The sequence below is a fragment of the Delftia tsuruhatensis NBRC 16741 genome, from assembly GCF_001571325.1.
In the GTDB taxonomy this organism is placed as follows: Bacteria; Pseudomonadota; Gammaproteobacteria; order Burkholderiales; family Burkholderiaceae_C; genus Comamonas; species Comamonas tsuruhatensis.
In genome coordinates this window covers 1-13,612 of sequence record NZ_BCTO01000071.1, presented here as the reverse complement: position 1 = coordinate 13,612, position 13,612 = coordinate 1, and the positions used below count along the sequence as shown (strand labels likewise).

At 69.6% G+C, this 13,612-nt stretch carries 10 protein-coding genes; 6 read left to right on the top strand and 4 right to left on the bottom strand.

Going from position 1 to position 13,612, the window contains the following annotated elements:
- The first annotated feature begins 166 nt into the window (after nucleotides 1–166).
- Nucleotides 167–1,351, top strand: coding sequence for a saccharopine dehydrogenase family protein (locus tag DTS01S_RS26410; RefSeq protein ID WP_017406532.1), 1,185 nt, complete (start codon nucleotides 167–169; stop codon nucleotides 1,349–1,351).
- On the opposite strand, the gene DTS01S_RS26405 is transcribed toward DTS01S_RS26410, so the two are convergent.
- Nucleotides 1,348–3,312: an MFS transporter gene (locus DTS01S_RS26405; protein ID WP_026062679.1), complete on the bottom strand. Its 1,965-nt coding sequence runs from the start codon at nucleotides 3,310–3,312 to the stop codon at nucleotides 1,348–1,350. The genes DTS01S_RS26410 and DTS01S_RS26405 overlap by 4 nt on opposite strands.
- Before the next feature lie 11 nt (nucleotides 3,313–3,323).
- Nucleotides 3,324–4,148 (bottom strand): hypothetical protein, encoded by an 825-nt coding sequence (locus DTS01S_RS26400; protein ID WP_026062680.1) that lies wholly within the window; start codon nucleotides 4,146–4,148, stop codon nucleotides 3,324–3,326.
- 114 nt (nucleotides 4,149–4,262) lie between these two features.
- Between DTS01S_RS26400 and DTS01S_RS26395 the strand changes: the two genes are divergently transcribed.
- The 5 genes from DTS01S_RS26395 (at nucleotide 4,263) to DTS01S_RS30070 (ending at nucleotide 9,460) form a co-directional block, all read left to right on the top strand.
- A complete protein-coding gene (locus DTS01S_RS26395; protein WP_012202467.1) occupies nucleotides 4,263–5,003 on the top strand; it encodes a helix-turn-helix domain-containing protein in 741 nt (246 codons plus the stop codon).
- A gap of 182 nt (nucleotides 5,004–5,185) precedes the next feature.
- Nucleotides 5,186–5,575, top strand: coding sequence for a YXWGXW repeat-containing protein (locus tag DTS01S_RS26390; RefSeq protein ID WP_016450353.1), 390 nt, complete (start codon nucleotides 5,186–5,188; stop codon nucleotides 5,573–5,575).
- Nucleotides 5,576–5,737: 162 nt separating this feature from the next.
- Complete coding sequence (locus DTS01S_RS26385) at nucleotides 5,738–6,745, top strand: Bug family tripartite tricarboxylate transporter substrate binding protein (protein ID WP_017406536.1); 1,008 nt, start codon at nucleotides 5,738–5,740, stop codon at nucleotides 6,743–6,745.
- Nucleotides 6,746–6,810: 65 nt separating this feature from the next.
- Nucleotides 6,811–8,292, top strand: coding sequence for a SidA/IucD/PvdA family monooxygenase (locus tag DTS01S_RS26380; RefSeq protein WP_017406537.1), 1,482 nt, complete (start codon nucleotides 6,811–6,813; stop codon nucleotides 8,290–8,292).
- 7 nt (nucleotides 8,293–8,299) lie between these two features.
- Nucleotides 8,300–9,460, top strand: a complete 1,161-nt coding sequence (locus DTS01S_RS30070) for a CMD domain-containing protein (protein ID WP_074931931.1) — start codon at nucleotides 8,300–8,302, stop codon at nucleotides 9,458–9,460.
- A 152-nt stretch (nucleotides 9,461–9,612) separates the two neighbouring features.
- Here the strand turns inward: DTS01S_RS30070 and DTS01S_RS26370 are convergent, their stop codons facing one another.
- Both DTS01S_RS26370 and DTS01S_RS30970 read right to left on the bottom strand, forming a co-directional pair.
- Nucleotides 9,613–12,231 carry a PepSY domain-containing protein gene (locus DTS01S_RS26370; protein ID WP_017404942.1) on the bottom strand — a complete coding sequence of 873 codons (2,619 nt, stop codon included), beginning with the start codon at nucleotides 12,229–12,231 and terminating at the stop codon, nucleotides 9,613–9,615.
- A gap of 321 nt (nucleotides 12,232–12,552) precedes the next feature.
- On the bottom strand, nucleotides 12,553–13,612 hold a 1,060-nt coding region (locus DTS01S_RS30970; RefSeq protein WP_303621427.1), incomplete at its 5' end, for a choice-of-anchor U domain-containing protein.

Sequence of the window (13,612 nt, the reverse complement as noted above, 5' to 3'; positions counted from 1 at the left end):
TTGTTTACACCCCAAAAAGTTCCTGCATGTGACACCAGCACACAGGACATCGGGCACGGCACCTGGGCGACAGGAACCCTGCGGCGCGCCACAGACAATGCGCCCACCCCGGCTGCAGTGCAGCGGGCAATCGCACGTTCGCCACGCTGATTGATGGAGATCTCCCATGACCAAACCCTTTGACCTCGTCGTCCACGGCGCCACCGGCTTCACGGGCCGGCTGGTGGTGGAGTACCTGCTCAGGCGCTACCCCGCAGGCAGCGGCCTGCGCTGGGCCATGGGCGGGCGCAATGCCGCCAAGCTCGCGGCCGTGCGCGACGAGCTGGGCGCGCCCGCCGATACCCCGCTGGTGGTGACCGACACCGGCAATCCCGCAAGCCTGCAGGCGCTGATGGAGCAGGCCCGCCTGGTGCTGACCACGGTGGGCCCCTACCAGCTCTACGGCAACGAACTCGTGGCCGCCTGCGCCCGCGCCGGCGTGGACTATGTGGACCTGTGCGGCGAGCCAGCGTGGATGCGCCAGATGATCGATGCCCACGAGGCCGCAGCCCGGGCCAGCGGCGCGCGCATCGTGTTCTCCTGCGGCTTCGATTCCATTCCCTTCGACCTGGGCGTGTTCATGCTGCAGCGAGAGATGCAGGCCCGCTTCGGCCAGCCCGCCCAGCGCGTGCGGGGCCGGGTGCGCAAGATGAAGGGCACGTTCTCGGGCGGCACGGCGGCCAGCCTCAAGGCCACCATGGCGGCGGCCGCCGCCCAGCCGGGCGTGCTGGATCTGCTGCGCAATCCGTTCTCGCTCACGCCGGGTTTCGAGGGCCCGCGCCAGCCCTCGGGCAGCAAGCCCATGGTGGACGAGGTGCTGGGCCTGTGGGTGGCGCCCTTCGTGATGGCGGCCATCAACACGCGCAACGTGCACCGCTCCAACTTTCTGCTGGGCCATGCCTATGGCGCCGACTTTGTCTACGACGAGATGATGGTCACAGGCGCAGGCGAAAAGGGCGAGGCCCTGGCCAACGCCGTGGCGGCCGACAAGTCGCTGGGCGCGGACGACGGCCCCAAGCCTGGCGAGGGGCCATCGCGCGAAGAGCGTGAATCGGGCTTCTACGACGTGCTGTTCATCGGCACCGACACGGCCGGCCACAGCCTGCGCGTGGGCGTCAAGGGCGACCGCGATCCGGGCTACGGCTCCACGTCCAAGATGATCACCGAGGCCGCCGTCTGCCTGCTGCAGGACGCCCCGGACACGCCCGGCGGCATCTGGACCACGGCGCCTGCCATGGGCGACGCGCTCATCGCCAGGCTCAAGGCCAATGCCGGCCTGAGCTTCACGGTGGAGGAACAGAACCCCTCTTAGGCCGCCAGCAGCCGCTGCACGCGCTCGCGCAGCAGCGCGGGCTGCACCTCGGCCTGGGCCATGGGCTGGCCCACGTTCAGGCCCACACGGTTGAACAGGCCACGGCGGAAGGGCCGCACCATGGCGCCGCCCTGCTCGATGCGGCTGAAGTACGAGCCCCAGAGATTGGTCAGCGCCATGGGGACCACGGGCACCTGCAGGCCATCGGCCTGGGCGCGCTCGACGATCTTCATGATGCCGCCACGGAACTCCTGCAGCTGCCCGTCGCGCGTGATGCCGCCCTCGGGGAAGATGGCCAGCAGGTCGCCCTCGCGCAGCACCTGGGCGGCGCGCTCGAACGCAGCCTCGTAGGTGGCGGGATCTTCCTTCTGGGGCGCGACGGGGATGGCCTTGGCCAGGCGAAACAGCCAGCCCAGCACGGGCACGCGGAAGATGCGGTGGTCCATCAGGAAGTAGATGGGCCGGGGGCTGGCGGCCATGAGCAGCACGGCATCGACAAAGCTCACATGGTTGCAGGCCAGGATGGCCGCGCCGGTGGCCGGGATGTGCTCGTCGCCCTGCACCTTGAAGCGGTAGACGAAGCGCGAGACCACCCAGGCCACGAAGCGCAGCAGGTACTCGGGCACCAGCAAAAAGATGTAGGCCGCCACCACGGCATTGGCAATGCCCGTGATCAGGAAAACCTGGGGAATGCTGAAGCCCGCCGCCAGCAGCGCGCCGGCCAGCACGCTGGAGGCGATCATGAACAGCGCGTTGAGGATGTTGTTGGCCGCGATGATCCGCGCGCGGTGCGTGGGCTGGCTGCGCATCTGGATCAGCGCGTACATGGGCACGCTGTAGATGCCGGCCGACAGGGCCAGCATGCCCAGGTCGGCCATCACGCGCCAGTGCGCGGGCTGGGCAAAGAAGGCACCCACGCCCATCAGCTCGGAGGCCGGCAGTGCGCGCGAGGCAAAGAACAGGTCCACGGCGAACACGCTCATGCCGATGGCGCCCAGCGGCACCAGGCCGATCTCCACATGGCGGCGGCTGAACACCTCGCAAAGCAGCGAGCCCGTGCCGATGCCCACGGAAAACACCACCAGCAGCAGCGAGGCCACATGCTCGTCGCCATGGAGCACCTCCTTGGCAAAGCTGGGGAACTGGGCGAGGAACACGGCGCCGAAGAACCACATCCAGCTGATGCCCAGCAGCGAGCGGAACACGGCGGGCTGCTCGCGGGCCAGCTGCAGGTTGCGCCAGGTCTCGGTGAAGGGGTTCCAGTTGATGACCAGGTGCGGATCGGTGGCCGGCGCATTGGGGATGAACTGCGCAAAGATCCGCCCGATCACCGCCAGCGCCAGGCAAGCCACGGCCACCTGCAGATGGCCGACCTCGGGCACGGCCACCAGCAGGCCGCCGGCCACGTTGCCCAGCAAGATGGCCACGAAGGTGCCCATCTCCACCATGCCGTTGCCGCCCGTCAGCTCGCGCTCGCTGAGCACCTGGGGCAGGTAGGCGAACTTCACGGGGCCGAACAGCGTGGAGTGCAGGCCCATCAGGAAGACGCAGCCCAGCAGCAAGGGCACATTGGCCTGGATGAAGCCCCAGGCGGCCAGCGCCATGATGGCGATCTCCAGGTTCTTGACCAGGCGGAACATGCGCGTCTTGTCCCACTTGTCCGTCAGCTGGCCCGAGGTGGCCGAGAACAGCAGGAACGGCAGGATGAACAGCGCCCCGATCACCAGCCCCGCCATGGCCGAAGGCAGCCAGGAGACGCTGAGCTGGTAGGTCACCATCACGGTGAGCGCGAACTTGAACAGGTTGTCGTTGGCCGCCCCGGAAAACTGCGTCCAGAAGAACGGCGCAAAGCGCCGCTGGCCCAGCAGGGCGAACTGGTTGGGGTGCTCGTGCGCGGCCGATGGCACGGCGCCGGCCGTTGCGGTGGGGGCAGACGGGCTGCCGGTCTCTTGCTGGAACATCTTGTCTTCCCTCAACGGTTGGTGGCGCCGCCGTGGCCGCACGCATCGGCGCACATTGTGCCCGTACTGGCCATGCGCGCCGTGCCGGCCGCACGCAGCGCGGTGATCACGGGCAGGGCGGCGGCCGCCGCCACCACATGCTTGAGGCTGTGGCCGGACACCAGCCCGCCGGTGGCCTCGAAGACGGCCGCATCGCCCCACTCCAGCAGCTTGGCCGCGCCATACCAGGCGATCACCATGCCCAGGCGCAGCGCCAGCGCGCCATGGCGCGGCGCCACGCAGGCCAGGCCCAGCACCGCCAGCATGCCGCCGCCCTGCACCAGCGCCCAGGGCAGCAGGTTGCCGCCATGCAGCCAGACCAGCACCGAGGCCACGGCGGCGACCAGCATGGCCACCGCGGCGCGCACGGCCACGCGGTCGGCAATGCGCGATTGCAGCGCCAGTCCCAGCATGCCGGCAAAGGCCATGGACATGCCCAGCCGGTCGCCGGCCAGGGTGGCATCGTGGGGGGCCCAGTGGTAGACGGACGAACCTATGGCCGAACACGCCAGCCCCGTGAAGAACAGCGCGGCCAGCCAGCGCAGGGCCGGCGCCAGCGCCTGGCTACGCCGGTCCAGCAGCAGGCGCGCCCCCGTCACGGCAGCCCAGGCAAAGCCCAGGTTGCTGAGCACATCCAGCGCATGGGGCAGCGGCCCCCAGGCGCGCTGGTCGGCAAACGCGTGAAAGTCCTGGGGCTGCGGCACTGCAGGGCCAATCAAGGCGGCCAGCAGCAGCAAGGCGGCGCCCCAGTACAGCGCGCGTAGGGCGGCGGCCGGTGAAATCAATGTGGATGGCATGTGTTGCTCCTCGTGGAAAGTGGCGCGGAGTGTGGCGAGCCATCGGCCCTTCCAGCATCGTTTTTCTGCACCCGCCGCGCAAACCAGCACCTCGGGTATCGATAATCGCTACCCATGAGCACCACTGCCGACCTCGTCATCGCCCTCAAGAAGGAACTCAAGGCCGCCCAGATGACCTATGCCGACCTGGCGCGCGCCCTGGGCATGGCCGAGTCCAGCGTCAAGCGCATGCTGGCCAAGGGCGACATGCCGCTGTCGCGCATCGATGCCATCTGCCGCGCGCTGAGCCTGGACTTCGCCGACCTGGCGCGCCGCGTGGCCGACAGCCAGCCGCTGCTGCAGGAGATGACGCCGGAGCAGGAGAACGCCGTGGTCGCCGACCGCAAGCTGCTGCTGATGGCCATCTGCGTGCTCAGCCAGTGGACGCTGGAGCAGATCGTGGCCACCTACCGCATGACCGAGGCCGAAGGCATCCGCTACCTGGCCCAGCTGGACCGCATCGGCATCATCGAGCTGCGCCCCGGCAACCGCTACCGGCTGCGCCTGGCCAAGACCTTCCGCTGGCGCGCGCGCGGGCCGGTGATGGAGTACTTCCGCGAGAACGCCGTGCTCGACTATTTCGGCGGCGGCTTCGACCAGCCGGGCGAGGGCATGCTGATGGTGCACGGCTCCATCGGCCGGCATCTGGCGCCCAGCTTCGTGGAACGCATACAGCGGCTGGCCCATGATTTTTCCCAGCAGCACCTGCAGGACCAGCGCCTGCCGCCCGGCCAGCGCGAGGGCTACACCCTGGTGCTGGCCATGCGCAGCTGGGAATTCACGGCGTTCACGGCCCTGAGAAGAGGCACTGTCTGACGGCGGCTGCAGGACGGCAGCCTGCGCTGCAGCGCCTGGCAACAAGGCTTCACCAAGGCGATACACAAGATTGCAAGACTTCGCGTCGCGGCAACCCGGGCTTGACGCAGCACTCGCACCATGCAGTCATGGATTCCCGTCACAGGGACTCCAGCCCGATGAACCAAGGACAAGGAGCCGCCATGATTTCCCTTCGCACACCGCTGATCGCCGCGACCGTGGCCCTGGCCGGATGGGCCGGGACCGCGCAGGCCCAGGCCAACGTGACCTATGCGGCGCCGGGCGCCGCCATCTCTGTGCAGTTCGGCGCGCCTCCTCCCATGCGCTACGAGGCCGTTCCGGCACCGCGCCGCGGCTATGTGTGGGCGCCGGGCTACTGGCGCCCGCAAGGCCACCGCCATGCCTGGGTGGCCGGCCACTGGGTCAAGGCGCGTCCCGGCTATGTGTACCGCCAGCCCGTGTGGTCGCAGCACGGTGGTCGCTGGGGCTACGCACCCGGCCGCTGGGACCGTGACCGCGACGGCGTGCCGGACCGCCATGACCGCCGCCCCAACAACCCCTACCGCCATTGATGGGCGCTTGCGCCCGGCATGAAGCCCGCCCCATCGGCGGGCTTTTTGCTGAGCGCTGCGGCCATGCCCACACTGGCTTCATACCAACATATGCATATAAAAGTGGCTCATTAAGTTCTCAGGAAAATATGGGAATTGATTCACCGGATTTCCCTGCACACCATGCGCCCCTCGCTTTTCCGCTCCTGGATTCCCGCCGCCGCCGCGGCCCTGGCCGTCCTCGGCTCCACCGCAGCGGTGGCAGCCGATTCGGCGGCTTCGTGGCCGCACCAGCCCGTGACCATGATCCTGGGCTTCCCGGCAGGCTCGGGCGTGGACGTGATCGCGCGCGGCGTGCAGGAGCCGCTGTCCCAGCGCCTGGGCCAGCCCCTGATCATTGACTACAAGTCGGGTGCGGCCGGCAACATCGCCAGCGAGATCGTGGCGCGCGCCAAGCCGGACGGCTACACGCTGGCCTTCGGCACGGCGGCTACGCACGGCAGCAATGCGGCGCTTTACAAGAAGCTGCCGTTTGACGTGGAAACCGACTTCGTGCCCGTGGCGCCGCTGATCGATGTGTCCAACGTGCTGACCATCAACCCCAACGTGATCAACGTCAGGAACCTCAAGGAGTTCGTGGACGAGATCAAGGCCAACCCCGGCAAGTACAACTACGCCTCCACGGGCAACGGCGCGGGCACGCACATGGCCTTTGCAGAGTTCAATGCGCGCCTGGGGCTGAACATGGTCCACGTGCCCTACAAGGGCGGCCCCGAGGCCATCACCTCGGTGCTGCGCGGCGAGACCTGCTGCATCATGAACCAGGTCCAGACCGTGCTGCCGCACTACAAGAGCGGCAAGGTGCGCCTGCTGGGCGTGACCACGGCCAAGCCCGTGGAAGTGATCAAGGAAGTGCCCACCATCGCCTCCAGCGGCCTGACGGGCACCAAGGGCTTCGACAGCTCGATCTGGTTCGGCATCTTCGCGCCCAAGGGCACGGACCCGGCCATCGTGGCCAAGCTCGGCCAGGCCGTGCGCGAGGTGCTGGAGCTGCCCGAGGTGCGTGCGCGCTTCGAGTCCCAGGGCAATGCCATCCGCATAGAGACGCCCGAGCAGTTCAAGAAAACCGTGCACAACGACCGCCTGAAATGGGCACAGGTGGTCAAAGACGCGAAAATCAGCATCGATTGATGCCGCGCGCGCCCGCAGGCCCTGCCCCGCTGGCGCGCCTTTCCTCGTGAGTTCCTGGTGAGTCTATGTCCCTGACCGAACCGGCAGCCGCGGCCCCTGCGGGCCTGGCTGCCCTTGAAGAACGCCTGCGCGACGACCTCGTCGCCCTGGGCTGGCCTGCCAAGGCCTGGATCCCTCCCTCCACCCGCGACGGCCAGCCCGTGCACGATGTCCTGGTCATCGGCGCCGGCCAGGCCGGCCTGTCCCTGTCGGCCGCGCTGTCCCAGCTGGGCATCGCGGCCGTTTTGCTGGACAAGGCCCCGCTGGACTTCGAAGGCCCCTGGGCCACGACGGCGCGCATGGAAACCCTGCGCTCGCCCAAGGAGCTGACCGGCCCCGCGCTGGGCCTGCCCTCGCTGACCTTCCGCGCCTGGTTCATCGCCCAATGGGGCCGCGAAGCCTGGGCCGCGCTGGACAAGATCCCGCGCCTGCAGTGGATGGACTACCTGCGCTGGTACCGCCGCGTGATGCGCTGCGACGTGCGTAACGGCCATCAGGTCACGGCCATCCGCCCGCAGGCCGACGGCACGGTCGAGGTCGATGTGACGGCCGATGGCGCCTCGCGCACCTGGCTGGCGCGCCGCGTGGTGCTGGCCACGGGCCGCGACGGCCTGGGCGGCCCGCAGATCCCCGCCTTCATGCAGGGCGTGGACCGCAGCCGCTGGGCGCATTCCTCCGACGTGCTCGACTACCGCCGCCTGGCCGGCCTGCACGTGGGCGTGGTGGGCGCGGGCTCGTCGGCCATGGACAGCGCGGCCACCGCGCTGGAGAACGGCGCCGCCAGCGTGGACCTGCTGGTGCGCCGCAGCGACCTGCCGCGCATCAACAAATCCAAGGGCTCGGGCACGCCCGGCCTCACGCACGGCCAGTTCCTGCTGCCCGACGCCTGGAAATGGCGCATACGCCACTACATCAACGTGCAGCAGGTGCCACCGCCGCACGGCAGCACGCTGCGCGTCTCGCGCCACGCCAACGCCCACTTCAACCTGGGCTGCGCCGTGCAGAAGGTGGAGCAGGCAGGCGACAAGCTGCGCGTGAGCACGCCGCGCGGCGTGTTCGTGCTGGACTTCCTGATCGTCTCCACCGGCTTTGCCATCGACTGGCGCCAGCGCCCCGAGTTCGCCGACCTGGCGCCCCATGTGCGCATCTGGAGCGACCGCTTCGTGCCCGAGGCGGGTGCCGAGGACCAGGAACTGTCGGACTCGCCCGACCTGGGCCCGCTGTTCGAGTTCCAGGAAAAGACGCCCGGCGCCCTGCCCGGCCTGGACCATGTGCACTGCTTTTGCTATCCGGCCGCGCTGTCGCACGGCACGGTGTCGGGTGATATCCCCGCCATCAGCGACGGCGCGCGCAAGCTGGCCCAGGGCCTGGCCTCGCTGTTCTACCGCGAGGACCTGGAACACCACTACGCCCAGCTGCAGTCCTATTCCGAGCCCGAGCTCGACGGCAGCGAATGGACGCTCGCCGACCCCGAAGCCCGCGTGCGGGCCCTGGCAGACAAGACCTGAGATACCCATGACCACCGCCAACGACACCATCGACCGCCTGGCCGGCCTGACCGACCAGTCCCCCGTTTTCGCCACGCGCCGCCAGCGCGACAAGGTGGCCATCGCCACCCAGGCCTGCGAGGACCTGCTGCTGGGCGACGGCCTGGCCGACAGCCTGTCGCGCGCCGAGCGCCTGGTGCTGGCCAGCGAGCAATGCCGCGTCAGCGGCGTCCTGGCCCTGGCCGATGAATACCGCCAACGTGCCGAGTCCCTGGGCGACGCCCTGACGCCCGCGCTGCGCACCGTGCTGGCCCAGCCCGGCGCCCAGACCGGCAACGCCCGCCTGGATGCGGCCCTGCACTTCGTGCGCACCCTGGCCCTGCACCCGGCCGAGAGCGACCGCGCGGCCCTGCTGGCCATGCCCGAGTCCGGCCTGTCCATCGACGACACCGTGCTGGTGGCCCAGCTGGTGGGCTTCATCGCCTACCAATTGCGCCTGTTCGCGGGCGTGCAGGCCATGGTCGCGCTGGGCGGCCAGGCCAGCACGCCGGCTGCCGAAGCCGCCGCCGCACCCTTCGTGCACCCCGCCAACCTGCCGCCACCGGGCGAGCCGCTGCGCCGCAACGGCTACACCAGCGAGACGCTGGACTGGACGTCCTGGCTGCCCGTGCTCGACCCCGCCACGGCCACGGCCGAGCAGCAGGCCGTGCTGGACCTGAGCCACCCCAAGGCGCGCACGTCGGACTTCTACCTGCTGCTGGCCCGCCAGCCGCGCGTGCTGTCGGAGCGCTCGCAGGCCTTCAACGCCATCATGTACGCGCCCGGCGGCCTGTCGCGCGCCGAGCGCGAGGTGGCGGCCACGACCGTGTCGCGCTCCAACGGCTGCGTGTACTGCGCATCGGTCCACGCCCAGCGTTTCGAGCAGCTGGCCAAGCGCAACGATGTCATGGCCCAGATGTTCGATGACCCGGACACGGCCGGCACCAATGCGCGCGAACGCGCCATCATCCAGTCCTCGCTGGCCCTGACGCGCGCGCCGGGCAGCTTTGGCGCTGCCCAGCTGCAGCCGCTGCGCGATGCCGGCCTCACGGACCAGGAAATCCTGGACATGCTGCATTCGGCCGCGCTGTTCGGCTGGGCGAACCGGTTGATGCTCAATCTCGGCAAGGAGAGGTACATCACCCCCTGAGGCGCTTACGCGCCTTCCCCCGTATGCACGGCGCCCTCTCTCGCTACGCGGGAGGGGGACGACACCCTCGCGGCGGGGCGGCCCTTGCTCGGTGTCCCTGACTTGGGCCGCGCCAGTTTCATGCGCTGTGCATTAAGACGCGGCGCTTCACCTCAGTACACATCCCTGCGGTAACGGCCTTCGACGATCAGGTCTTCGACGGCGGTAGCGCCCAGGATGTCGGCCAGCGCGGCATCGACGCCTGCGGCCATGCCGTCGGCGCTGCCGCAGACGTAGAGCACGGCGCCATCGGCGATCCAGTCGCGCAGGGGTTCGGCGGCTTCGCGCAGGGCGTCCTGCACGTAGCGGCGCCGGGCCTGGTCGCGGGAGTAGATGAAGTCGGCGCGCTGCAGCTTGCCTGCGGCCAGCCAGCCGGAGACCTCGGCCTCGCAGTACCCGTCATGGGCCCGCTGGCGTTCGCCGAACAGCAGCCAGTTGCGGTGGCGGCCTGCGTGCATGCGCGCCAGCAGGTGGCCGCGCAGGCCGGCATAGCCGGAGCCGTTGCCGATGAAGATGGCCGGCGCATCGGGCTCGGCACCTGCCTCTTCGCGCGGCTCGAAGGCGCGGTTTTCCACCAGTCTCATGGCCACGGAGGTGCCCCGGGCCGCATGCGCCGTCAGCCAGCCCGACGCCACGCCCAGGCCGCCGTCATGGCGGGCCTGGCGCACCAGCAGCCGCACATGGCCGTCCTGCGGCAGCGAGGCGACCGAGTAGCTGCGCGGCAGCAGGGGCCGCAGCGCATCGGCCACGGCCTGGGGCGCGGTGCCGGGGGCGATGTCGCCCGGGGCCGGCAGCACGCTGGCGGCCAGCGCCTCGGCCAGCGTGCAGGTCTGCTGGCGCCATTGCACGGGGGCCGAACCGTCGCATTCCTGGACGGCCAGCCAGGCCTGCACGGTGGCTGCGCCATGGCGTGGCAGCACCTCGGCCAGCGCACCAGCCCGCCACAGCGGGGCCACGCCTTCGGGCGGTGCCAAGTCCAGCACATAAAGCCCTGCGCCCTGGCTGCCCGCGTTGCACAGGCTGCGCGCCTGCAGCGGCCATGAGGCAAAGGCCGTGGCATCGGCAAGCGGTTCCGCCGAAGACGCAGGCAGGGCATCGCACACGGGCAGCACGGCGCTGAAATGCCCTGCCAACGCCTGCTGCCAGGCATGCCAGGCCTGGGCGTCCTCGCCATCCATCTCGATCAGCGGAAACACGGGCTGTGCGCCCAGGCGGCGCAGCTGGTGGTCCAGCGCATGACCAAAGCCGCAGAAGGCCGCGTACTGCCGGTCGCCCAACGCCAGCAGGCCGTATTGCAGGTGCGGCAGGGCCGAGCCCGAGGCCGCGCCCAGCAGGCGGGCAAAGCGGCGCGCGGCATCGGGCGGGTCGCCTTCGCCAAAGGTGCTGGCCACGAAGAGCACGCGCCGATGGTGGCGCAGTTGCTCGGCATCCAGCGCCGCCACGGATTGCAGGCTGGCCGCCATGCCTGCGCCGCGCAACGCGGCCACGGTGGCCACGGCCAGGCGCTCGGCGCGGCCGGCCTGGCTGGCGAAGGCGACCAGCACGGTGTCCTGGCCTGCAGGCGCGGACGGTGGCGGGTCCGCCATCAGCGCCTGGCGCTCCTTGGCCAGGGCGCGCGCCTTGCGCCGGCGGTCCAGGTAGAGCATCCAGCCCGTGATGGCGAACAGGGGCATGATCAGCGAGGCCAGCGTCATGAAGATGCGCCCCGGCATGCCGAAATAAGTGCCCATGTGCAGCGGGTAGATGGCGCCCACGGCGCGGCGGCCCGTGGGCAGGTCGGCATAGCGCTCGTCGCGCTGCACCGTGCCATCGGGCAGCAACGCCATCTGGTTGCGCGCGCGCTCATGGGCGGCATCGGCATCCAGCCAGCTGATCTGCAGGGGCTGGCCCGCGCGCTCGGGCAGGCGCAGCTGGGCGAACTGCCAGCCATGGGCGATGCGCTCGAAGGCGGCCCAGCCGGGCGCGATGTCGATGGGCTGCTGCGCGCCAGTCGGCTCAGGCCGGCCGCCACCGGGTTTCGAGGACGGCGCCGCGGGAGCGGCCACGCGCGGCGGCACGCCGGCCCAGCCATCCACCGTGCTGCGCACCACGCCAAAGGCCCAGTACATGCCGGTGCAGGTGAACACCACATAGGCCACCAGGGCCCAGGTGCCCGCCACCGAGTGCAGGCCCCAGAGGAAGGAGCGGCCCTTGAGCGCCGGGTCGAAGGTCAGCCAGGTGCGCCAGGACAGCGGCCGGCGCGGCCAGCGCAGGTACAGGCCCGACAGCGACAGCATCAGCAACAGGCCGGCCAGGGTGCCCGTGATCGGCTTGCCGTCATCGCGCGACAGCAGCAGCCAGCGGTGCAGGCGCTCCACCCATTCGAAGAACTCCGTGCCGTGTTGCTCGGGCATCTGCGCGCCCGTGTAGGGATCGACAAAGACCGTCTGGCCCCGGCGCTGGCCGGCCGGCGGCTTGAAGGCCACCTGGGCCGAGCGGCCGGGCTCGGCAAAGACGGTGATGCGCTGGACCACGCGCTGCTCGCCGGCCTCGCGCAGCGCCTGCGCAATCTGCGGCGGCCCCAGCGGTGGGTCATCGCGCGCAGGCACGGAGACAGTGCCGGGATTCAGCCAGCCCAGGATCTCCTCATGGAACGAGAACACCGCGCCCGACAGCCCGATGACGATGAGCACCGTGCCGGCCGTAATGCCGGCGAACCAGTGCAACTGGAACCAGATTTTCTTGAAAGTCATGGGGAGCAGGCGGCGGCGTTCAGCGGTCCATCACGGTGCGCAACGGAACATCAGGACAGAACGGTGCATGGAAGGCAGGCGTGCAGGAATGAAGGGGCCAGGCGCCTGTGCGTCGGCCGGGACCCAGGGATGCAAGGCACCCATCAGCGCGAAATTCTAAATTGTTCTCATTTACGGCGTGTTGCACGCGCGATAGGCCCGCAAGGCGGCCTGGGGTTTCGTGCAGGCTTGAGCCGCCGGGATGCAGCGCCTCTACCCAATGGAAATCGCCTGCCGAAACAGGTTCGGCAGGCGATGGTTCAGCGCCTCTTCAACCGTGTGTCAACCGCGTCTGCGGCGCAGATTCCACAGGCCTGCAGCCAGCATCAGCAGCATGGCCATGGCGAGCATGCGCGGTTCGAGGGCAGGGATCGGCCGGGCACCCGATGCCGCCCCCACACGCGCCGGACCGCTGGGATCCACGATCACGCCATTGGCTGCGCGATCGTCATCACCCTGGCCGCCATCGGTGACCACCACCGAGGTCGTATTGCCCGACACCACCGCACCCGCAGGCTGATACCAGGAGTCCGCCGCCCCTGCGGATGCTGGACCGAACTTCCAGTACGCCATGCCGGTCACCGGCCCCGGCCAGGTGACGCTGACCGTGATCGAGCTGCTGGGCGTACAGCCACGGGCCACGAAGTGCACATTGCCGTACGGGAAGCTCAACTGGCCAGGCGCACCCGCCGCAGCCGCGACGAAGGACGACTGCGACACATCGAACCCGCAGCCCGCGCCACCACCGCTCAAGGTCGCCGTGGCGTTGCCTGCCCCGGTGGCTGTCGGACCCGTGAAGGTCGTTCCGAGCACGTTGAGCGAAGTCGTTGTGGCAGGTCCGGTGTTGCCATTGCCAGGATTGGTCTGGGTCGCGCTGATCGTGTGCAGACCCGGCGTCGGCAAGCCGCCGCCCGGCGTGCAGCTCCACGTCTGATCGGCCGCGACGATTGCCGTACACAGCGTCGTCGAGCCATCCTTCACCGTGATCGTGTAGCCCGGCGTGCCGGTGCCGGAAATCTGCGGATAGCCTCCCACCGTGGTCGGCGAAACCGTCAGCGTCGGAGCCACCGGCACCTGCGTGCTGGGAGTGACCGGCGTTGCTGGTGTCGATGCACAGTTCACAGTGCAACCTGCCGTCGGATTGACCGGGCTGATGCCGCCCGACGGATCGTAGGAGGCCGTGTTCGTGCTCGAGCCCACCGCCGTCGGAACAGCTGGCAGGTTGAAGCTGGTGCTGCCACCGGCCGCCACTGCCGCAGTGAAGTTCACCGTGCACGTCAGCACGGAGCTGCCATTGCCCGCAAACGGGAAGGTATTGGGCGTGCAGGTCGCACTGGCCACA

Excerpts from the sequence above, each read along its gene's own strand:
- DTS01S_RS26410 (WP_017406532.1), top strand. The coding sequence starts at position 167 with ATGACCAAACCCTTTGACCTCGTCGTCCACGGCGCCACCGGCTTCACG.
- DTS01S_RS26405 (WP_026062679.1), bottom strand. The coding sequence starts at position 3,312 with ATGTTCCAGCAAGAGACCGGCAGCCCGTCTGCCCCCACCGCAACGGCC.
- DTS01S_RS26400 (WP_026062680.1), bottom strand. The coding sequence starts at position 4,148 with ATGCCATCCACATTGATTTCACCGGCCGCCGCCCTACGCGCGCTGTAC.
- DTS01S_RS26395 (WP_012202467.1), top strand. The coding sequence starts at position 4,263 with ATGAGCACCACTGCCGACCTCGTCATCGCCCTCAAGAAGGAACTCAAG.
- DTS01S_RS26390 (WP_016450353.1), top strand. The coding sequence starts at position 5,186 with ATGATTTCCCTTCGCACACCGCTGATCGCCGCGACCGTGGCCCTGGCC.
- DTS01S_RS26385 (WP_017406536.1), top strand. The coding sequence starts at position 5,738 with ATGCGCCCCTCGCTTTTCCGCTCCTGGATTCCCGCCGCCGCCGCGGCC.
- DTS01S_RS26380 (WP_017406537.1), top strand. The coding sequence starts at position 6,811 with ATGTCCCTGACCGAACCGGCAGCCGCGGCCCCTGCGGGCCTGGCTGCC.
- DTS01S_RS30070 (WP_074931931.1), top strand. The coding sequence starts at position 8,300 with ATGACCACCGCCAACGACACCATCGACCGCCTGGCCGGCCTGACCGAC.
- DTS01S_RS26370 (WP_017404942.1), bottom strand. The coding sequence starts at position 12,231 with ATGACTTTCAAGAAAATCTGGTTCCAGTTGCACTGGTTCGCCGGCATT.